Annotated in this window: 18 protein-coding genes; 14 read left to right on the forward strand and 4 right to left on the reverse strand. The window is 50.8% G+C overall.

Annotated features, from left to right (window positions below; translation table 11 throughout):
- The first annotated feature begins 161 nt into the window (after positions 1-161).
- The 6 genes from Q3O06_RS08585 (at position 162) to Q3O06_RS08610 (ending at position 7,800) form a co-directional block, all read left to right on the forward strand.
- Positions 162-2,135 (forward strand): lytic transglycosylase, encoded by a 1,974-nt coding sequence (locus Q3O06_RS08585; protein ID WP_301818436.1) that lies wholly within the window; start codon positions 162-164, stop codon positions 2,133-2,135.
- A 67-nt stretch (positions 2,136-2,202) separates the two neighbouring features.
- The gene (locus Q3O06_RS08590) at positions 2,203-2,895 is read left to right on the forward strand and encodes a 16S rRNA pseudouridine(516) synthase (RefSeq protein WP_118792344.1); all 693 of its coding nucleotides are present in this window, start codon (positions 2,203-2,205) and stop codon (positions 2,893-2,895) included.
- 468 nt (positions 2,896-3,363) lie between these two features.
- Entirely contained in the window at positions 3,364-4,734 is a 1,371-nt protein-coding gene (locus Q3O06_RS08595; protein ID WP_301818437.1) for a sodium-dependent transporter, read from the forward strand.
- Positions 4,735-4,978: 244 nt separating this feature from the next.
- The gene (gene cmk, locus Q3O06_RS08600; RefSeq protein WP_301818438.1) at positions 4,979-5,635 is read left to right on the forward strand and encodes a (d)CMP kinase; all 657 of its coding nucleotides are present in this window, start codon (positions 4,979-4,981) and stop codon (positions 5,633-5,635) included.
- 154 nt (positions 5,636-5,789) lie between these two features.
- Positions 5,790-7,475 (forward strand): 30S ribosomal protein S1, encoded by a 1,686-nt coding sequence (rpsA, locus tag Q3O06_RS08605; protein ID WP_301818439.1) that lies wholly within the window; start codon positions 5,790-5,792, stop codon positions 7,473-7,475.
- A 10-nt stretch (positions 7,476-7,485) separates the two neighbouring features.
- Positions 7,486-7,800 carry an integration host factor subunit beta gene (locus Q3O06_RS08610; protein ID WP_107818963.1) on the forward strand — a complete coding sequence of 105 codons (315 nt, stop codon included), beginning with the start codon at positions 7,486-7,488 and terminating at the stop codon, positions 7,798-7,800.
- A gap of 192 nt (positions 7,801-7,992) precedes the next feature.
- Here Q3O06_RS08610 and Q3O06_RS08615 read toward each other — a convergent pair whose 3' ends face one another.
- Positions 7,993-8,400, reverse strand: coding sequence for a MerR family transcriptional regulator (locus Q3O06_RS08615; protein WP_118799468.1), 408 nt, complete (start codon positions 8,398-8,400; stop codon positions 7,993-7,995).
- Between the two features lie 120 nt (positions 8,401-8,520).
- Between Q3O06_RS08615 and Q3O06_RS08620 the strand changes: the two genes are divergently transcribed.
- The 7 genes from Q3O06_RS08620 (at position 8,521) to ispG (ending at position 15,939) form a co-directional block, all read left to right on the forward strand.
- A complete protein-coding gene (locus Q3O06_RS08620) occupies positions 8,521-9,657 on the forward strand; it encodes an S-(hydroxymethyl)glutathione dehydrogenase/class III alcohol dehydrogenase (RefSeq protein ID WP_441338292.1) in 1,137 nt (378 codons plus the stop codon).
- Positions 9,658-9,665: 8 nt separating this feature from the next.
- Positions 9,666-10,493 carry an S-formylglutathione hydrolase gene (gene fghA, locus Q3O06_RS08625; RefSeq protein WP_301818440.1) on the forward strand — a complete coding sequence of 276 codons (828 nt, stop codon included), beginning with the start codon at positions 9,666-9,668 and terminating at the stop codon, positions 10,491-10,493.
- Between the two features lie 528 nt (positions 10,494-11,021).
- Positions 11,022-12,173 carry a cell division protein ZapE gene (gene zapE / locus Q3O06_RS08630; protein WP_301818441.1) on the forward strand — a complete coding sequence of 384 codons (1,152 nt, stop codon included), beginning with the start codon at positions 11,022-11,024 and terminating at the stop codon, positions 12,171-12,173.
- Positions 12,174-12,230: 57 nt separating this feature from the next.
- Positions 12,231-12,656 (forward strand): nucleoside-diphosphate kinase, encoded by a 426-nt coding sequence (gene ndk, locus Q3O06_RS08635; RefSeq protein ID WP_014573969.1) that lies wholly within the window; start codon positions 12,231-12,233, stop codon positions 12,654-12,656.
- 143 nt (positions 12,657-12,799) lie between these two features.
- On the forward strand, positions 12,800-13,894 hold the full coding sequence (gene rlmN, locus Q3O06_RS08640; protein WP_301668898.1) for a dual-specificity RNA methyltransferase RlmN: 1,095 nt from the start codon (positions 12,800-12,802) through the stop codon (positions 13,892-13,894).
- A 2-nt stretch (positions 13,895-13,896) separates the two neighbouring features.
- Positions 13,897-14,658, forward strand: coding sequence for a type IV pilus biogenesis/stability protein PilW (gene pilW / locus Q3O06_RS08645; protein WP_301818442.1), 762 nt, complete (start codon positions 13,897-13,899; stop codon positions 14,656-14,658).
- 15 nt (positions 14,659-14,673) lie between these two features.
- Positions 14,674-15,939, forward strand: a complete 1,266-nt coding sequence (gene ispG / locus Q3O06_RS08650) for a flavodoxin-dependent (E)-4-hydroxy-3-methylbut-2-enyl-diphosphate synthase (RefSeq protein WP_301818443.1) — start codon at positions 14,674-14,676, stop codon at positions 15,937-15,939.
- 52 nt (positions 15,940-15,991) lie between these two features.
- On the opposite strand, the gene clpP is transcribed toward ispG, so the two are convergent.
- From clpP to Q3O06_RS08665, 3 genes are all read right to left on the reverse strand, one after another.
- Entirely contained in the window at positions 15,992-16,612 is a 621-nt protein-coding gene (gene clpP, locus Q3O06_RS08655; protein ID WP_301818444.1) for an ATP-dependent Clp endopeptidase proteolytic subunit ClpP, read from the reverse strand.
- An 87-nt stretch (positions 16,613-16,699) separates the two neighbouring features.
- Positions 16,700-18,010, reverse strand: coding sequence for a trigger factor (gene tig, locus Q3O06_RS08660; protein WP_301818467.1), 1,311 nt, complete (start codon positions 18,008-18,010; stop codon positions 16,700-16,702).
- Between the two features lie 205 nt (positions 18,011-18,215).
- A complete protein-coding gene (locus Q3O06_RS08665) occupies positions 18,216-20,654 on the reverse strand; it encodes a DNA translocase FtsK (RefSeq protein ID WP_301818445.1) in 2,439 nt (812 codons plus the stop codon).
- A 222-nt stretch (positions 20,655-20,876) separates the two neighbouring features.
- On the opposite strand from Q3O06_RS08665, the gene Q3O06_RS08670 reads away from it, so the two are divergent.
- Positions 20,877-22,088 (forward strand): uracil-xanthine permease family protein, encoded by a 1,212-nt coding sequence (locus tag Q3O06_RS08670; RefSeq protein ID WP_301818446.1) that lies wholly within the window; start codon positions 20,877-20,879, stop codon positions 22,086-22,088.
- The last annotated feature ends 27 nt before the right edge of the window (positions 22,089-22,115 follow it).

Genomic DNA, 22,115 nt, shown 5'->3' on the forward strand with positions numbered 1-22,115 from the left:
ACAGATTGCCTACCGATATTCTATTCCAAACAGAATTTCTGTCAAAAAACACATCGGCCGCCCACTTCCGAATCCGCATAAAGTTCCTGTAAAACTTGACGCTTTTTCAGTCAAACAGTACCATCGGACGATAAAATATGTTTATCCTCCCGATATAGATTATGTCCAAACTCAAAACCATCGTACTGACCGCTTCGGGTCTGTCCGTTTGTCCGGGTTTCCTATACGCCCAAAACACCTCATCACACCAAATCGGTTTGGCGATTATGCGCTTAAACTCTTCAATACTCGACCTGTCTCCGACAAAACAATATTTCCAATCCGGCAGCCTGTGGGGCGAGCTGCGCCAAGGCTTCCGGATGGGCGAAGTCAATCCCGAACTGGTACGCCGCCACGAAAGCAAATTCATCGCAAGCCGCAGCTATTTCGACAGGGTCGTCAACCGGAGCCGACCCTATATGTACCATATTGCCAACGAAGTCAAAAAACGCAATATGCCTGCCGAAGCCGCCCTGCTTCCCTTCATCGAAAGCGCGTTCGTTACCAAAGCCAAATCACACGTCGGCGCATCGGGATTATGGCAGTTTATGCCCGCTACCGGCAGGCATTACGGCTTGGAAAAAACACCGGTTTACGACGGCAGGCACGACGTTTACGCCGCCACCGATGCCGCACTCAACTACCTGCAATACCTCTATGGACTGTTCGGCGACTGGCCGCTCGCCTTTGCCGCCTACAACTGGGGTGAAGGCAACGTCGGACGCGCCATCAACCGCGCCCGCGCCCAAGGGCTCGAACCGACCTACGAAAACCTGCGTATGCCCAACGAAACGCGCAACTATGTTCCCAAGCTGCTCGCCGTGCGCAACATCATTGCCGCCCCCCAATCTTTCGGCATGAATATCAGCGACATAGACAACAAACCCTATTTTCAGGCAGTCGAACCGGACCGTCCGCTCGACAACGAAGCCATCGCCCGGCTTGCCGGCATCACGCAAAGCGAGCTGCTCGCCCTAAACCCCGCATTCAACGTCCCCGCGTTCATCCCCAAAAGCAAACGCAAACTGCTGCTTCCTGTCGCGTCCGTACAAACCTTCCAAAGCAACTACCTCAACGCCGCACCCGACAGCCTGTTTTCATGGGAAGTCTATACGCCTGCCGCCAAAACCAGCTTGTCCGACATCTCGACGGCAACCGGCATGAGCATTGCCGACATCAAACGCCTCAACAACCTGAACGGCAACCTTGTCAACGCAGGACGCAGCATCCTTGTCGCCAAGAACGGCAAGACCCTTCAGACGGCATCGGAATCCGTCGTTTCCATCGACATCGACAATACGCCCGACACCTACCGTTCCAATATGCCGGCAGGCACGGTGAACGTCGGCATTGCCCGAATCCGACCCGCCGCCGCACAGACAGCGGACATTACCGTCGCACCTTTGCCGCAGGAAACCGTCCGTACGGAACCCGATCCCCTTGTCCGCATTGCCGAACCTGCCCTTGCGACAGCCGCAGCGCAACCTCAAACCGAAAAACAGACCGCCATGCCGTCTGAAACCCAAACCGCAACACTCGCGCAGATCGTCCCCCAAAACGACATGCAGGCGGCAGACGAACTCATGCAGCTTGTTGCCCGAAACAACCTGCGCCGACAGGCTGAAGAAACCATCTCTGCCGTCATCGGCACGCCTGACACAGTTGTCGAACATAAAATTTCCGCATCTCCGCAACATACCGCTGCCGCCGACGGCAAACGCCGGGCACGTCTGGAAACGCGCGTAGCCAAAGCTGCCGACGGCGGAACAGACCCCGCCGCCCGCACCGGAATCCACCGTGTTGTAGAAGGCGACACCCTGTTCAACATTGCCAAACGCTACAACGTCAGCGTAGCCGACCTGATTGTCGCCAACAACATCAAAGGCAACACCATCCAAAAAGGACAGGTACTCCGCCTAGCGCAGGCAGCCCCCGCCCAAACCCGTATTGAAAAAGTATCCTACACCGCACGCAAAGGCGACACCTTCAAAAGTATCGCCGCGCGCTTCAATATCCATATCGACGACATCCGCCGCCTCAATCCCAACCTGAACACCATCAATCCGGGACAGAGGGTCAAACTGATTGGAAGCTGATTCGGATACGGCACATGACAGGACTTTCTCAGTCCTGTCTTTTTCATCCCACATTTCCCATACCATCATGAAACTCATCAAATACCTGCAATATCAAGGCATAGGAAGCCGCAAGCAGTGCCAATGGCTGATTAGGGGCGGCTACGTCTCCATCAACGGAACCTGCATGGACGACACCGATGCAGACATCGATTCCTCATCCGTCGAAACGTTGGACATTGACGGCGAAGCGGTTACCGTCGTTCCCGAACCCTATTTCTATATCCTGCTCAACAAGCCTGAAGATTACGAAACTTCGCACAAACCGAAACACTACCGCAGCGTATTCAGCCTGTTCCCCGACAATATGCGGAACATCGATATGCAGGCGGTCGGCAGGCTGGATGCGGATACGACCGGCGTATTGCTGATTACCAACGACGGCAAACTGAACCACAACCTGACTTCTCCGAGCAGAAAAATTCCCAAACTGTACGAAGTAACGCTCAAACACCCTACAGGCGAAACACTCTGCGAAACCTTGAAAAACGGCGTGCTGCTCCACGACGAAAACGAAGCCGTTTGTGCCGCCGATGCCGTTTTGGAAAACCCGACCACCCTGCTGCTGACCATTACCGAGGGAAAATACCACCAAGTCAAACGCATGATCGCCGCCGCCGGCAACCGCGTGCAGCACCTTCACCGCCGGCAATTCGCACATTTGGAAACAGGAAACCTCAAACCCGGGGAATGGAAATTTATCGGATGCCCCAAATTCTGAAACAAAATCCATTATTTCCTTATATTCAAATACATACCTTTAAAATGAATAATTTAACCGAAATTAACTCAAAAACAGCCGGTTTGCGATATAATCCCCCTGTCTGAGCAATGCCTGTGCAAGCAGGCTTATGAGTAAGACGTTTTCCCCGTAATGTGTTTGGCCATCTATACTTCCCGGTATAGATGGTTTTTTTATTTCAAACTCCCTTTCCTCCATCACCATTAAAATACTATCGTTAATATAATCAAAAAAATTTCACTTCCGTACACCGATGCAGAAGAATAACAAATTAATCTGTTCATAAACTTCGATTCTTCCTTATCAGTTTATACTTATCAGAAATACTCACTGAAATATATGCCTTTTTCAGGAAAAATCACTAGACAGTTGAAAAACATTCAGTCAATTTCTGTTAAGAATCACGTGTAAAATTTCCGCTTTATCTCAATCGGACACGGTTTCAATATGTCTTCCCCTTCAAATACCAACCGTCAAACCTGGTCCAGCCGTTTGACTTATATCCTTACCGTTGCCGGCGCGACTGTCGGTTTCGGCGCGACGTGGCGTTTCCCGTATTTGGTCGGCGAAAACGGCGGCGGCGCGTATGTGTTTTTATTCTGTATCGCGATGCTGGTTATCGGCATCCCGATGATTTTGGTGGAAAACGTCATCGGACGGCGCAAAGGCGTGAACGCGCTGGATGCGTTCGGCGGCTCGATGAACGGCAAACCCATTGCCAAAATTTGGAAACTGGTCGGCTGGATGGGGCTGCTCGGCGCGTTCGGCATCATGGCTTATTACATGGTGCTCGGAGGCTGGGTCATCAGCTATATCGTTAATATTATTAGTGGAAATCTGAATATTTCCAGCCCCGTCAGCGGCGAAATAACGAAAAGCTTTTTTACCGAACACATCGAAAACAGCCCTTGGGAAATTGCGTTTTATACACTGCTTTTTGTCGCCGTGAACCAATGGATTTTGGTCAAAGGCGTTATCGGCGGCATTGAAAAAGCGGCGAAATACCTGATGCCGCTGCTGTTTTTATTCCTGATTGCCATGGTCGTCCGCAACGTTACCCTTCCGGGCGCGATGGAAGGGGTTGCTTTCTATCTGAAACCTGATTTCAGCAAGATTACCACCGAACTTTTCGTCTTCGTTTTGGGACAAGTATTTTTCGCCTTGAGCTTGGGTTTCGGCGTGATGATTACCTTATCCAGCTATCTGGATAAAAACGAAAATCTGGTTCAAACGGCAGTTATCACGGCAATTACCAATACCATCATCGCCGTACTTGCGGGCTTTATGATTTTCCCGTCGCTCTTCAGCTTCGGCGTTGCCCCCGATTCCGGCCCGACTTTGGTATTCCAAAGCCTCCCGATTGTGTTTTCGCATATGTGGGCGGGACCTGTGTTTGCCGTGATTTTCTTCTCGCTGCTTCTGATTGCCGCATTGACGACTTCGCTGACCATTTATGAAGTGTTGATTACGACCATTCAGGAAAAAACCAAAATCCGCCGTACCGCCGCGATTACGATTGTACTGGCTGCTATCTTCATTTTCGGCAACATCCCGTCCATTCTGAGCTATGGCCCGTGGAAAGACGTTTCCGTGTTCGGCAAAAATATTTTTGATGCCTTTGACTACATCAGCGGCAACATCTTGTTTATGCTGACCGCTCTCGGTTCCGCGCTGTTTGTCGGTTTCGTGATGAAGGACGAAGCGAAGGACGAATTGCTTTATAAAGGCAACCATACGACGGTCAATATTTGGTTTGCCTATGTGAAATACCTTGTGCCGCTGGTGATTCTGCTGATTTTCGTCAGCAACCTGTTCTAATCCGCAGCAATCGATGCCGTCTGAAGGCCATACCTCTTTCAGACGGCATTGCATTGATGTCCGCCACAATACCCGCAACGCCGGAATCCGAACCGGCTTGCCGGCTTCTGTCGGACGCTTTCCGGGCAGGCGGCGTTTCGTCTGCTTAGACAATCGTCCTTTAAAACAGGTAGAATCCGCCCCAACGGGAAACACACCCTTCAGACGGCAAAACCCATACCCCAAACCATCAGGAATCCCCCTTATGAACAGACAAAAAGTCATCGCCATCGACGGCCCGGGCGCATCGGGCAAAGGCACGGTCGCCGCCCGCGTCGCCGCCGCATTGGGATACGATTATCTCGACACCGGCGCGCTCTACCGCCTGACCGCCCTATATGCACAAAAACAAGGCGTGGAATGGCACGATGAAGAAAACGTTTCCGCACTTGCCGAAAAACTGCCCGCCGTATTTTCAGGCAGCCGCATCCTGCTCGGTGGCGAAGACGTTTCAGACGACATCCGGACAGAAGCCATCGGCATGGGCGCATCCGCAGTCGCACAGTTGCCTAAAGTCCGCGCCGCCCTGCTGCAACGCCAACGCGATTTCCTGACCGAAAAAGGACTGGTCGCCGACGGACGGGATACCGGATCGGTCGTCTTCCCCCAAGCCGAACTTAAAATCTTCCTGACGGCAGAGTCCAAAATCAGGGCGGAACGCCGCGCCAAACAAATCGGCATCCCCTGCGAAGGTTTCGCATTCGAGCGCATCCTGTCCGACATCGAAGCCAGAGACGAGGCAGACCGAAACCGCAAGGTTGCCCCCCTGAAACAACAGCCCGATGCCCTGCTTTTGGATACGAGCCTCCTAACCATAGAAGAAACTGTAAAAAAAGTGCTTGATTGGTATCGTAAAGTTTAAATTTTCAGGTATAATTGCCCACATTACGTTTCAGACGGCATAAAAACACACGAATGCCGTCTGAAACCTTATTGACCCGCCTGCCGCGCCAAGGGCGGCAGGCATCCACCAACCTACCCCGCACCCCTTGGCGGTGTACCGAAAAGAGTTATATATGTCTATGGAAAATTTTGCCCAACTGTTAGAAGAAAGCTTTACCCTGCAAGAAATGAACCCGGGTGAGGTGATTACCGCTGAAGTAGTGGCAATCGACCAAAACTTCGTTACCGTAAACGCAGGTCTGAAATCAGAATCCCTGATCGATGTAGCTGAATTCAAAAACGCTCAAGGCGAAATTGAAGTTAAAGTCGGCGACTTCGTTACCGTTACCATCGAATCCGTCGAAAACGGCTTCGGCGAAACCAAACTGTCCCGCGAAAAAGCCAAACGCGCAGCCGATTGGATTGCCCTGGAAGAAGCCATGGAAAACGGCGACATCCTGTCCGGCATCATCAACGGCAAAGTCAAAGGCGGCCTAACCGTTATGATCAACAGCATCCGCGCATTCCTGCCGGGTTCTTTGGTCGACGTACGTCCCGTTAAAGACACTTCCCACTTTGAAGGCAAAGAGATCGAATTCAAAGTGATCAAACTGGACAAAAAACGCAACAACGTCGTTGTTTCCCGCCGCGCCGTTCTGGAAGCCACTTTGGGTGAAGAACGCAAAGCCCTGCTGGAAAACCTGCAAGAAGGCTCCGTCATCAAAGGCATCGTCAAAAACATCACCGACTACGGCGCATTCGTTGACCTGGGCGGTATCGACGGTCTGCTGCACATCACCGATCTGGCATGGCGTCGCGTAAAACACCCGAGCGAAGTCTTGGAAGTCGGTCAGGAAGTTGAAGCCAAAGTATTGAAATTCGACCAAGAAAAACAACGCGTTTCCTTGGGTATGAAACAACTGGGCGAAGATCCTTGGAGCGGTCTGACCCGTCGTTACCCGCAAGGTACCCGCCTGTTCGGTAAAGTATCCAACCTGACCGACTACGGCGCATTCGTCGAAATCGAACAAGGCATCGAAGGTTTGGTACACGTCTCCGAAATGGACTGGACCAACAAAAACGTACACCCGAGCAAAGTCGTACAACTGGGCGACGAAGTCGAAGTCATGATTTTGGAAATCGACGAGGGCCGCCGCCGTATCTCTTTGGGTATGAAACAATGCCAGGCCAATCCTTGGGAAGAATTTGCCGCCAACCACAACAAAGGCGACAAAATCTCCGGTGCGGTTAAATCCATTACCGATTTCGGCGTATTCGTCGGCCTGCCCGGCGGCATCGACGGTCTGGTTCACCTGTCCGACCTGTCCTGGACCGAATCCGGCGAAGAAGCCGTACGCAAATACAAAAAAGGCGAAGAAGTCGAAGCCGTCGTATTGGCAATCGACGTGGAAAAAGAACGCATCTCCTTGGGTATCAAACAACTGGAAGGCGATCCTTTCGGCAACTTCATCAGCGTGAACGACAAAGGTTCTTTGGTTAAAGGTTCCGTGAAATCTGTTGATGCCAAAGGTGCTGTTGTTGCTCTGTCTGACGAAGTAGAAGGCTACCTGCCCGCTTCTGAATTCGCCGCCGACCGTGTTGAAGACTTGACCACCAAACTGAAAGAAGGCGACGAAGTTGAAGCCGTCATCATTACCGTTGACCGCAAAAACCGCAGCATCAAACTTTCTGTTAAAGCCAAAGACGCCAAAGAAAGCCGCGAAGCACTGAACTCCGTCAACGCAGCCGCTACTGCAAATGCCGGCACCACCAGCTTGGGCGACCTGCTGAAAGCCAAACTCTCCGGCGAGCAAGAATAAGGTTGCAGACATGACAAAGTCTGAGTTAATGGCTCGCTTGGCAGAAGTATTTGCCGCCAAAAACGGCACGCATCTTCAGGCAAAAGACGTAGAGTACAGCGTAAAAGTCCTGGTTGACACCATGACCCGATCGCTTGCCCGAGGTCAACGCATCGAAATCCGCGGTTTCGGCAGCTTCGATTTGAACCATCGTCCTGCCCGCATCGGTCGCAATCCCAAAACCGGCGAGCGTGTGGAAGTACCTGAAAAACATGTACCCCACTTCAAGCCCGGTAAAGAATTGCGCGAGCGGGTCGACTTGGCTTTAAAAGAAAATGCCAATTAAACCTTAGCATCAAAACGCCGCTTCCAAGCGGCGTTTTTTCTATGGCTTAACTTCATCCGCTGCTTCAATACCTTGAGCCAGGCAAGCAACGGATTAAAGCGTGGATTTTTTTATCATTGCTTACAATCCGTAAACAACAAATTGTTGATTTCTATTACGAACAGGACAAAAATCCTGCTTGTTGCACTAAAACTAAGCCGTTTCAGGAATTTGCGGCAAATTTACGGCTTTTACCGAACCTAATGCTTTCGCTTTTTGGTAAAACGCCAATTTGTATTCAAGCAAATCTAAATAGCGTTTTAATTCGGCAATTTGACACTTCACATTTTCTATTTGATTTTCAAACAAGAAAAGGCGTTCTTCAATAGTATCGTCGCCAATGACGGTACATTCTGCAAAGCGTTTGATGTCTTTTAAGCTCATTCCCGTATTTTTCAAGCATTGCAATAAGCCCAACCATTGCAAATCGTTATCGGTAAAACAGCGGTTACCGTATTCATCACGTCCGATATTAGGCAACAAGCCTTCTTTGTCGTAAAAGCGTAAAGTGTGGGCGGAGATGCCTATTTTTTCGGCAGCTTTGGCAGTGGTATAAGTCATTTTCCCTCCCTCTAAACAAAAACGGTAAAAAATACTTGCCTTAGAGTGAACTCTAAAGTGTAAACTGTTGCTATGTTGCTCAGGCAAGGCTGTTTTGTCAATGAATTAAGAGGAAAGACAATGGAAACGAAACAAACCAATTCAACCATCAAATCGCGTGCGGCGGTGGCATTCGCTCCAAATCAACCCTTACAAATTGTAGAAATCGACGTAGAAATGCCGCGCAAAGGCGAGGTGTTAATTCGTAACACTCACACTGGCGTGTGCCATACTGATGCGTTTACGTTATCAGGAAGCGATCCTGAGGGCGTATTCCCTGTGGTGCTTGGGCATGAAGGTGCGGGTGTGGTCATTGCTGTGGGTGAAGGTGTGTCAAGCGTAAAACCGGGTGATCACGTTATTCCGCTTTACACCGCTGAATGTGGCGAATGTGAGTTTTGCCGTTCAGGTAAAACCAACTTATGCGTCTCAGTGCGTGATACGCAAGGTAAAGGTTTAATGCCGGACGGCACGACGCGTTTTTCTTATCAAGGTCAGCCGATCTATCACTATATGGGCTGTTCGACTTTCAGTGAATATTCTGTTGTTGCCGAAGTTTCACTGGCGAAAATCAACCCCGAAGCCAACCACGAACAAGTATGTTTGCTCGGCTGCGGCGTGACCACAGGTATTGGTGCGGTACATAACACAGCAAAAGTGCAAGAAGGCGACTCTGTTGCCGTGTTTGGCTTGGGCGCGATTGGTTTAGCTGTGGTGCAAGGTGCACGTCAAGCCAAAGCCGGTCGTATTATTGCTATTGATACCAATCCTGCAAAATTCGAGTTGGCAAAACAGTTTGGTGCAACGGATTGTTTGAACCCGAACGATTACGATAAACCGATTAAAGATGTGTTGTTAGACATCAATAAATGGGGCATTGACCATACCTTTGAATGTATTGGCAATGTAAATGTAATGCGTCAGGCATTAGAAAGCGCACACCGCGGTTGGGGACAATCCATTATCATCGGTGTAGCGGGTGCTGGCCAAGAAATTTCAACGCGTCCGTTCCAGTTGGTAACAGGTCGTGTTTGGAGAGGCACGGCATTTGGCGGCGTGAAAGGCCGCTCTGAACTGCCGAAAATGGTGGAAGACTCAATGAAAGGCGACATCCAGTTAGAACCGTTTGTAACCCACACAATGACACTCGATGAAATCAATGAAGCCTTTGAGTTAATGCACGAAGGTAAATCGATCCGCGCTGTTATTCATTACTAAGGTACGCGATGAAACTGATTGAACAACATCAAATTTTTGACGGTTCGCAACAAGTTTGGGCACACCATGCCCAAACGCTTCAATGCGAAATGAAATTTGCCGTCTATTTGCCAAATAATCCGGAAAATCGACCACTTGGTGTGATTTATTGGCTTTCCGGCTTAACGTGTACGGAACAAAATTTCATTACCAAATCAGGCTTTCAGCGTTACGCGGCAGAACATCAAGTGATTGTTGTTGCGCCTGATACCAGCCCTCGCGGAGAGCAAGTGCCGAATGATGCTGCTTACGATTTAGGGCAAGGTGCGGGCTTTTATTTGAATGCGACCGAGCAGCCTTGGGCGGCGAATTATCAAATGTATGATTATATTTTGAACGAGCTGCCCCGTCTGATTGAGAAACATTTTCCTACCAACGGCAAACGTTCCATTATGGGGCATTCGATGGGCGGACACGGCGCATTGGTATTGGCACTACGGAATCGGGAACATTATCAAAGTGTTTCTGCCTTTTCGCCTATTTTATCGCCAAGCCTCGTACCGTGGGGAGAAAAAGCCTTTACTGCTTATTTAGGAAAAGATCGCGAAAAATGGCAGCAATATGATGCGAACTCACTCATCCAACAAGGCTATAAAGTGCAAGGTATGCGTATCGATCAAGGCTTGGAAGATGAGTTTTTGCCAATACAATTGCGTACCGAAGATTTTATCAAAACCTGTCGTGCGGCAAATCAAACGGTCGATGTACGCTTCCATAAAGGATACGATCACAGCTATTACTTCATCGCCAGTTTTATTGGCGAGCATATTGCTTATCACGCCGCATTTTTGAAGTAAACCGAAGAGCGTTCAGTATTCAAAGCAGTTTGGGATAGCCGGCACGAGGGCGGTAAGAAGTGCCGGCATAAACGTATGCCGTCTGAACCTGAAGGAGCCGGCCCTACGGATTACCAAACCCTGCCCTTGATTTGATCAGTATCATTTTTGAGCTTAAAACCTGATTGGTCAAACATTAAAATCGCCCGTATTTCCTACTTCACTTCCAGGCTTCGCATTATTCGTTGCCGAATTTGCATAAGCAGCCTGTTCCTGTTGTGTTTTCGCCTCCTCTAAGCTGACGGGGCGTAACAGCCTTGCGATTCACCATCTGTTTCATTTATCCTCCTTTAATATTAAAACGCAGCCTGAAATAAAAGGCATTTGGGCTCATATCTGCACCATATTGAAACCCCGCCTTTGCTTATACCTCCCTTGTGCGCGTCATTATTCTTTTCCACTGAAAACGCCAAGTTTGAAGGAAATCATTTATAATACCGACGGTAAGCATTTTCTTTCTCCGCCGCAAGAAGTATAACAAGGTTAAATATGAGTAATAGAGACCAACTTTTTAAAGCCCCGCCGTTTGAAAACCACAGCCCGCTGACTTGGTATCAAGCCGCCTCACAACTGCCCAACTTTATCCGCGACGACGCACAGGCTGCCGCCATCGAACATCTCGATCGGCTTTGGACCGAATTGATGATGTTCAAACGCAAAAGAAACCGTTTTTTAGGCAGGAGTTTGCGTTCCCCGCAAGTCCCCAAAGGGCTTTATTTCTATGGCGGGGTCGGACGCGGCAAAAGCTTTCTGATGGACGCTTTTTTCGGATGTCTGCCTTACCGCCGCAAACGCCGCGTCCACTTTCATGCCTTTATGGCAGAAATCCACCGGCGGCTGAAAGCCCTGAAAAGCGAAAGCAACCCGTTGAAATCCGTTGCCGCCGAGATTGCCAAAGAAACCCGCGTATTGTGTTTTGACGAATTTCATGTCAGCGATATTGCGGATGCAATGATTTTAGGCCGTCTGCTGGAAAACCTGCTTAACGAGGGCGTTGTTTTGGTGGCGACTTCAAACTACGCGCCTTCCGAACTCTACCCCCAAGGTCAAAACCGGAGCAGTTTTCTTCCCACAATCGCGCTCATCGAATCCAGCCTGACCGTCTTAAACGTTGACGGCGGGGAAGACTACCGGCTGCGTACCCTCCGCCCCGCCGAGATTTTCTTTACGCCTGCCAATGAAGAAAATGAGGCAAAACTGGCAAAACTGTTCAAAGAAATGACAGGCATTACCGATTTGAACCCCGGCATCAGCACCATCCACGGTCGGGAAATTCCCCACAAAGCCGAGTCCGGCCGTGCCATATGGTTTGATTTCCGCTCACTGTGCTTCGGCCCGCGCTCGCAGTCCGACTATCTGTATTTGGCCGAACACTATGAAATGGTTTTTGTTTCAGGTTTGGAACAACTCTCACCGCAAGAAAAGGCGGAGGCGCGGCGGCTGACTTGGCTGATTGACGTGCTCTACGATTTCCGAGTCAAACTGTGTGCCACCGGCGCGGTAGATGTCAACCATATCTACACGGAAGGCGATTTTGCCGAAGAATTTACCCGCACCGCCAGCCGGATGGTCGAAATGCAGTCCGAAGTTTATTTGGAACAGCCGCACCTGACCCTGTCTCCCAAGGCTTCAGGCGGATAAGTTATTTTTTGGTAGAATACCGATTTGATTCTTCTTAAGTAAAAATAAGGATATAGCATGGCGATTGAACGCACCATCTCCATCATCAAACCCGATGCCGTCGGCAAAAACGTTATCGGCAAAATATACAGCCGCTTTGAGGAGAACGGTCTGAAAATCGTTGCCGCCAAAATGAAGCAGCTTACCCTCAAAGAGGCGCAAGAATTTTATGCGGTTCATAAAGACCGCCCCTTCTATGCCGGATTGGTTGAGTTTATGACCGGCGGCCCGGTTATGATTCAAGTACTGGAAGGCGAAAACGCCGTCCTGAAAAACCGCGAACTGATGGGGGCGACCAATCCCGCCGAAGCCGCCGAAGGCACGATACGCGCGGACTTTGCCACATCGGTCAGTATCAATGCCGTACACGGTTCCGACAGCGTGGAAAATGCTGCTTTGGAAATTGCCTACTTTTTCAGCCAAACCGAAATCTGCCCCCGTTGATACAATACACCGCACAACTCCTCTTCAGACGGCATAAAATATATCCATGCCGTCTGAAAACCCTGTTGCAAAAGACTTCAAATCAAACTTGCCTGCCCTGCAATTTTTTATTTGAAGCCTTAATTTAAGAAAAACACAAACACATGAAAACCAATCTGCTCAACTACGACCTTCAAGGGCTGACCCGACATTTTGCCGATATGGGCGAAAAACCTTTCCGTGCCAAACAGGTTATGCGTTGGATGCACCAATCCGGCGCGCAAAATTTTGACGAAATGACCGATTTGGCAAAATCCCTGCGCCATAAACTGAACGAACAGGCAAGCATCGAAATTCCCAAGCTGATGATGTCTCAAGAATCTTCAGACGGCACTCGAAAATGGCTTTTGGATGTCGGGACGGGCAACGGCGTGGAAACCGTCTTCATCCCCGAATCGGATCGCGGCACGCTCTGCATTTCCTCGCAAGTCGGCTGCGCTTTGGAATGTACATTTTGCTCGACCGGCCGGCAGGGCTTCAACCGCAATTTGACCGCTGCCGAAATTATCGGGCAATTGTGGTGGGCAAACAAAGCGATGGGCGTTACACCGAAAAACGAACGCGTAATTTCCAATGTAGTAATGATGGGTATGGGCGAGCCGATGGCGAACTTCGACAATGTCGTTACCGCCTTGAGCATCATGCTGGACGACCACGGATACGGTTTGAGCCGCCGCCGCGTAACGGTTTCCACTTCGGGTATGGTTCCCCAAATGGACAGGTTGCGCGATGTCATGCCGGTGGCTTTGGCGGTTTCCCTCCATGCTTCCAATGACGAAGTCCGCAACCAAATCGTACCGTTGAACAAAAAATATCCCTTGAAAGAACTGATGGCGGCCTGCCAACGCTATCTGGTCAAAGCACCCAGGGATTTCATCACTTTCGAATACGTCATGTTGGACGGAATAAACGATAAGGCGCAACATGCGCGCGAACTGATCGAACTGGTCAAAGATGTTCCCTGCAAGTTCAATCTGATTCCGTTCAATCCCTTCCCAAACTCCGGATACGAACGCTCCAGCAATGAGAACATCCGTGTGTTCCGCGATATTTTGCAGCAGGCAGGATTTGTCGTTACCGTACGAAAAACGCGCGGCGACGACATCGATGCCGCCTGCGGACAGTTGGCAGGTCAGGTTCGGGATAAAACGCGCCGCCAACAAAAATGGCAGCAGATTTTAATCGGACAACAGGGGTAATTATGCCTTTTAAGCCATCCAAACGAATCTCTTTATTACTTGTCCTTGCCTTGGGCGCGTGCAGCACTTCCTACCGCCCCTCGCGGGCAGAAAAAGCCAATCAGGTTTCCAATATCAAAACCCAGTTGGCAATGGAATATATGCGCGGTCAGGACTACCGTCAGGCGACGGCAAGTATTGAAGATGCCTTGAAATCGGACCCTAAAAACGAGCTTGCCTGGCTGGTTCGTGCCGAAATCTATCAATACCTGAAAGTTAACGACAAGGCGCAGGAAAGTTTCCGGCAAGCCCTATCCATCAAACCCGACAGTGCCGAAATCAACAACAACTACGGCTGGTTCCTGTGCAGCAGGCTCAACCGCCCTGCCGAATCTATGGCATATTTCGATAAAGCCCTGGCCGACCCCACCTACCCGACCCCTTATATTGCCAACCTGAATAAAGGCATATGCAGTGCCAAACAGGGGCAATTCGGATTGGCGGAAGCCTATTTGGAACGCTCGCTCGCCTCGCAGCCGCAGTTCCCCCCCGCATTTAAAGAACTGGCGCGCACCAAAATGCTGGCCGGGCAGTTGGGCGATGCCGATTACTACTTTAAAAAATACCAAAGCAGGGTAGAAGTCCTTCAGGCCGATGATTTGCTGCTTGGCTGGAAAATTGCCAAAGCCCTCGGCAACGCGCAGGCGGCATACGAATATGAAGCACAATTGCAGGCAAATTTCCCCTACTCGGAAGAATTGCAAACCGTCCTCACCGGTCAATAAACAGATTCAAACCATATGAACACACTCCAACGCCGCAGGACGCATCAAGTCCGCATCGATCATATTACCGTCGGTTCAGAAGCACCCGTCGTTATCCAATCTATGACCAACACCGACACTGCCGATGCAAAAGCCACCGCATTGCAGATTAAGGAATTGAGCGATGCCGGCTCGGAAATGGTGCGAATCACTGTCAACAGCCCCGAAGCCGCGTCCAAAGTTGCCGAAATCCGCTGCCGCTTGGACGATATGGGCTATGCCACACCACTGATTGGCGACTTCCACTTCAATGGCGAACGCCTGTTGGCGGAATTTCCCGAGTGTGCAAAAGCCCTGTCCAAATACCGCATCAATCCCGGCAATGTCGGCAAAGGTGCAAAAGGCGATGAAAAATTTGCCTTTATGATTCGGACTGCTGCCGAAAACAATAAAGCCGTCCGCATCGGCGTAAACTGGGGTTCTTTGGATCAGAGCCTCGCCAAACGTATGATGGATGCCAACCTCGCTTCTTCCGCGCCGAAACCGCCCGAAGAAGTGATGAAGGAAGCACTGATTGTCTCCGCTTTGGAATCTGCCGAAAAAGCCGTTCTATTGGGACTGCCCGAAGACAAAATTATCCTGTCGTGCAAAGTCAGCGCGGTTCAAGACCTGATTCAGGTTTACCGCGAACTGGGCAGCCGTTGCGCCTATCCGCTGCATTTGGGTTTGACCGAAGCCGGTATGGGCAGCAAAGGTATTGTCGCATCAACAGCGGCATTATCCGTCTTGCTTCAAGAAGGAATCGGCGACACCATCCGCATTTCACTCACTCCGGAACCGGGTAGCCCGCGTACTCAGGAGGTCGTCGTCGGGCAAGAGATTTTACAGACTATGGGTTTACGCTCGTTTACGCCGATGGTTACCGCCTGCCCGGGATGCGGACGCACCACCAGTACCGTTTTTCAAGAACTGGCTCAAGATGTGCAAAACTACCTGCGCCAAAAAATGACCGTATGGCGTACTGCTTATCCCGGCGTGGAATCCTTGAATGTCGCCGTGATGGGCTGTGTCGTCAACGGCCCCGGAGAAAGCAAACTGGCTGACATCGGCATCAGCCTGCCCGGTACGGGGGAAACACCCGTTGCGCCTGTTTATGTAGATGGTGAACGCAAAGTAACGCTGAAAGGCGACAACATTGCAACGGAATTTCTGGCTATTGTTGAAGAGTATGTCAAAACCAACTACGGCGAAAACGGCTCCAAACGCAACCAGAACAAAATCATCCCGATACAGTCCCTATAAGACAAATGCCGTCTGAACTGTTTTCAGACGGCATTTGTCTACTTCACAAGGTTTAAAGCTGCAAAGAAGCGCGGTTTTCCAAAACTTGGTCAATCAAACCATATTCTTTTGCCTCTTCGACAGACATGAAATTATCACGGTCGGTGTCGCGCTCCAAATCTGCCAAATCGCGGCCGCAATGTTTCGCCATCAGGCGGTTGAGTTTTTCTTTGATTTTCAACAACTCGCGTGCGTGAATTTCAATGTCGGATGCCTGACCGCCCAAGCCTCCGCTGATTAAAGGCTGGTGAATCATAATACGGCTGTTGGGCAGTGCGAAACGTTTGCCTTTTTCGCCTGCCGACAATAAGAACGCCCCCATACTTGCCGCCTGCCCCAAGCACAAAGTCGATACATCGGGCTTGATGAAATTCATCGTGTCGTAAATCGACATACCGGCCGTTACCGAACCGCCTGGGGAGTTGATGTAGAAGAAAATATCTTTGTCCGGATTTTCACTTTCCAAAAACAACAGTTGGGCAACCACCAAATTGGCGGACTCGTCGGTTACCGGGCCGACTAAAAATACGATGCGCTCTTTCAAAAGGCGCGAGTAAATATCAAATGCACGCTCGCCCCGGCCGCTTTGTTCAATCACGGTAGGAACGAGGTAATTATTGAAATCGAAGGACATTTTTGTCTCCTGTCAATGTTGCGAAAGCACCAAAGAGGTGCTTTGGTGCTTTCAAGTTGTCTGTTTCAGACGACCTTTTGAAGATGATTAGGCTTGTGCGCCCATCACTTCGTCAAAAGACAAAGCTTTTTCGGTTACTTTGGCTTTGCCCAAAACGAAATCAACGACGTTGCTTTCTACTGCCAAAGAAGTCGGACCTTGCAGGCGGGAAGGCTCTGCGTAGTACCAGTCGATCACTTCTTGAGGATCTTCGTAGCTTTCTGCGAAGTTGGCAACAACGGCCTTGATTTGTTCTTCAGTTGGCTCGAGTTTGTTTTCGTCAACCAGTTTGGCCAAAATCAGACCCAAAGACACGCGGCGTTCGGCTTGCTCTTTGAACATATCCAAAGGCAAATCCAAGTTCGCGGCATCGGCCATACCTTGGTTGACGAAGTTTTGTTTCATTTCGTTTGCCAAGCGGGCGGCTTCTTCATTGACCAAAGCAACCGGAACTTTCAACTCTACGGCTTTAATCAGCGCGTTCATTACAGATTCTTTGGTTTGTTCGTTTACGCGGCGTTCCACTTCGCGGCTTACGTTTTTCTTCACTTCTTCGCGCATTTTGGCAACGTCGCCATCGGCAATACCCAATGCTTTGGCGAAGTCGGCATCCACTTCGGGCAGGATGGGTTCGGATACATTGTTCAATGTAATGGCAAAAACAGCGGATTTACCGGCAACGTCTTTACCGTGGTAGTCTTCAGGGAAGTTGACGGTAACGTCTTTGCCCTCGCCTGCCTTCATGCCGACTACGCCGGCTTCAAATTCAGGCAACATTTGACCTGCGCCCAATACGAAGGCGTAGTTTTTGGATGCACCGCCGGCAAAAGGTTCGCCGTCGATTTTACCTTCAAAGTCGATGATGACGCGGTCGCCGTTTCGGGCTTCGCGTTCGACATGGTTGAAGCGGGTGCGTTGTTTTCGCAGGATTTCTACGGTTTGATCCACTTCGGCATCGCCGACGGAAGCGGTTACTTTTTCGACCTCTTGTGCAGACAAATCGCCGATCACGACTTCGGGGAACACTTCAAAAATGGCGGCAACTTTGAAAGACTCTTTATCGTCTTGTTCTTCAACGCCTTCAAAACGGGGAAAGCCTGCCACTTTCAACTCTTGGGCAACGGCAACATCGTAGAAGCGGCGTTGCACCAGCTCGTTGATCACGTCGTTTTGCGCGCTCGCACCGTACATTTGGGCAATCATTTTTAAAGGTGCTTTACCCGGACGGAAACCGTCGATTTTTGCACGGCGTTGGGTTTGTTTCAGTTTTTTATCGGTTTCTGCATTGATTTCGGACCAAGGCAGGGACAACACTACTTTGCGTTCCAGATTTTCTAAAGTTTCAACAGTTACGCTCATCATAAGCCCTTAAATTTGTTGTGTTGATAAAATGACACCCCTTCCCGGCAACGGAAAGCCGGCGCGCGGCGGATACTGGGATTTGAACCGCATTGCCGCAAAGGGAAAATTTTAGCTGGCAAGTATATCACAATGTTCCTCCTGAAACATAATATGCCGTCTGAAACGCCAATTCCGCCGTTCAGACGGCATTTTGCGACACGGGCTACAAATGATCCTTACGCGCCAAAATTTTACGGCTGCCGTTCAAATCGGCCGGCGAAACCACACCTGCATTTTCCAGTGCCTCCATCAGGTTTGCCGCGCGGTTATAGCCGATACGCAACTGCCGCTGCAAAGACGAAATGGAAGTTTTTTTGCTTTCCAAAACATAGGCGACTGCCTGATCGAACAATTCGTCGCTGTCTGCATTGGGGCTGACGATATTTGCCGTTTCCTGTGCCGCTTCGCCTGTAAGCAGCCCTTCTACATAATTTGCCGGTGCCTGCTCCTTGACGAAAGCGACGACGCGGTGGACTTCATCATCGGAAACGAACGCGCCTTGCAGGCGGGTCGGTTCGGCACTGCCGGGCTGGAGGAACAGGGAGTCGCCGTATTTCAGCAGTTCGTCCGCGCCTATTTGATCGAGGATGGTTCGGCTGTCGATTTTGCTTTGCACGGTAAACGCCATACGGGTCGGGATGTTGGCTTTAATCAGGCCGGTAACGACATCGACACTGGGACGTTGGGTGGCGACAATCATATGTATGCCGGCGGCGCGCGCTTTTTGGGCGAGGCGTGCGATTTGTTGCTCGACGGCTTTGCGTTCGGTCATCATCAGGTCTGCCAACTCGTCGATAACAACCACAATCATTGGCAGTTTTTCCAGAGGTTCGGGTTCGTCGGGGGTCAGGCTGAACGGATTGAGCAGCGGCTTTCCTACCGTTTTGGCTTGTTCGACTTTTTGGTTGAAGCCTTCCAAGTTGCGTACACCCGCATGTGAGAGCAGGCGGTAGCGTTTTTCCATTTCGGCGACGCACCAGTTCAACGCCTGTCCCGCTTCGCGCATATCGGTTACAACCGGACAGAGCAAGTGCGGAATGCCGTCGTAAATGCTCAACTCAAGCATTTTCGGGTCGATCATGATAAAGCGGACTTCCTCGGGCGTAGCTTTGAAAAGCATAGACATAATCATGCCGTTCACGCCGACGGACTTGCCCGAACCGGTCATACCGGCAACCAAAAGGTGCGGCATTTTCGCCAAGTCGCCAACGACGGGCGTACCGGCGATGTCTTTGCCCAGCGCGACGGTCAGCTTGGATTTGGCTTCGGCAAACACGGGCGAGGACAAGATTTCGCTCAACATCACGTCTTGGCGTTTGTCGTTGGGCAACTCGATGCCCATCGTGTTTTTCCCGGCGATGGTTTCGACGATACGCACGGATTGCAGCGACATCGAGCGCGCCAAATCTTTCGACAAGGCGACAATTTGACTGCCTTTGACACCTTGCGCGGGTTCGATTTCGTAGCGCGTGATGACGGGACCGGATGTGGCGGATACGACTTGTACGCCGATGCCGAATTCTGCCAGTTTGGATTCGATCAGTTCGGCTGTATTTTCCAATTCGGCGGGATTGATGCTGACCGGCTCGCTGTCGGGAATCCGCAACAGGTTCAATGCAGGCTTGTGGTATTCGCCGTTCTGCTGTACTTCATTGTCTTCAAACAGCGAAGGTTGGATTTTAGGCGGCTGCACAACGGAAACGGAAACAGATTTTCGGTTGCTGCTGCTGCCTTCGAGGGGAATAACAGGTTTGGCCGTAATATTCTTGGCTTCTTTCACCATGCGCCGTGTGTTTTGGGTATCGACACCGTCTGTTTTGGTATTCGGCCGGCGTTTTCCCAAAGCCATGACCTTGCCGGATAAGGCACTCAGACGGTTTTGAACCGCCCTGCCCGTACCGTTCAAAAATTCCAGCCATGAAATCTGCACCAGCAGGGACAACGACAACAGCAGAACAACCAGGATAATCAGCAGGCTGCCCGATTTCCCCAGCAGCCACGCAAATACTGCGCCGACGCGTATGCCGACCATACCGCCGGCTCCGACAGGCAGGGAGTCGGCATATTTTCCGCCCAGCACAAAATACTCCAAGACGGGGCTGAAGACCGTCAGGACAAACAGCGCGGCGGCAGCGATTTTGTGGTTGTATGCCTCGTTTTCCGTCTGTTTTGCGTGCAGGCGGAAATTTTTATACAGCACGACGCAGGCAGCCGCTATCCACCACCAGAACGACCAGCCGAAAAGATAATAGCCGACATCGGCAACATACGCGCCGAACAGTCCGCCCCAATTGGCGGCATCTTCCACAACCGGAGAACTGTGCGACCAAGACGGATCGCCCATATCGAAACTGATCAGGGAAATCGCCAAATACAAGGTTGCCGCCAAACCCATCAGCCACAGTGCGTCGCCGATAAGGTTGACGACATGTTCGGGACGCGCCTTTTTGGTTTCGGTTTTCTGCAACTCTTTGACCGCCTTGAGCCGCTCGGAAACTTTATTGCCCCGTGCGCCGTTGTCGGCTTTCTTGTTGCGTGCGGACGTTAGGGACGGGCTTCCCGCCCTGCCTTTTGCTGTTTTTTTATGGGATTTTTCTGTCATGCCGTATTACCGGAAAATGCCGTCTGAAATAAGGAAGCCGGACGGCTTGCGGATTGAATATGGAAAGTGTCGGATTATACTCCATTTCTCCTGCTTTCATCCTGCAACAGACAGACATTGCCTTTCAGACGGCATATCTGTTGCCCGCCATATGTATTTTTACGCAGACCCTCGGCAAACCAGTATAATCCGTGCCGTTTGAACCGATTGAAAGAAGATGGTATGAACCAACTGAAACTTGCCGTTTCCGGCGCACAGATTTTATTTGTGGCATTCGGCGCAATGGTGCTGGTTCCCCTGCTGACCGGTCTGAATCCGGCTCTTGCACTTTTGGGCGCAGGCTTGGGAACGCTGCTGTTCCAAATTACAACCAAACGTAAAGTGCCGATTTTTCTCGGTTCTTCGTTTGCCTTTATCGCACCGATCATCTACTCCGTCGGCGAATGGGGGCTGCCTTCCACTATGTTCGGACTGTTTGCCGCCGGCTTTATGTATTTTGTGTTTGCTGCGCTGATCCGTTGGCGCGGACTGGCGGCGGTACACAAACTGCTGCCGCCGGTCGTCATCGGCCCCGTCATCATGGTCATCGGTCTGTCTGTTGCCGTGGCGGCAAGCAGCATGGCAATGGGTCAGGCGGACGGCAAACAGGTCATCGACTATACCGATTCGCTGATTCTTTCCGGCTTTACCTTTGCCGTTACCGCCATCGTATCGGTTTTCGGCAGCAGGATGATGAAGCTGATTCCCATCTTGATCGGTGTCGCTTCGGGTTATGTTTTGGCACTGCTGATGGGACTGGTGGACATGGCAAGCATTGTACACGCGCCTTGGTTTGCCGTCCCGCATTTTGAAACGCCGCAAGTCAACTGGCAGGCGGCACTGTTTATGCTTCCGGTCGCAATCGCCCCCGCCATCGAACACATCGGCGGCATTATGGCGATCGGCAATGTAACGGGGAAAGACTATACAAAAGACCCGGGCTTGGACAAAACCCTTGCCGGCGACGGCTTGGGCGTATGCGTTGCCGGCTTGATCGGCGGCCCGCCGGTTACGACCTACGGCGAAGTGACCGGCGCGGTGATGATTACCAAAAACAGCAACCCCGTCATTATGACTTGGGCGGCGGTTTTTGCCGTCTGCATGGCGTTTTTCGGCAAATTCAATGCGTTTTTGGCTTCCATCCCGATGCCTGTGATGGGCGGCATTATGCTGCTGCTGTTCGGCACGATTGCTTCTTTGGGCATCAAAACCCTGATTGATGCCAAAGTCGATTTGATGCAACCGAAAAACCTGGTCATCGTCAGCTCGGTACTGACGACGGGCATCGGTGGCATGACGCTCAAACTGGGCAGCTTTAGCTTTGCCGGCGTGGGCTTGTGCGCCGTACTTGCCATTGTGTTGAACAGCCTGCTGCCCGATCCGAAAGAATCCTGACCGCTGATATGGAAATGCCGTCTGAAC

The sequence above is a fragment of the Neisseria maigaei genome (assembly GCF_958267405.1).
Classification (GTDB): Bacteria; Pseudomonadota; Gammaproteobacteria; order Burkholderiales; family Neisseriaceae; genus Neisseria; species Neisseria bergeri.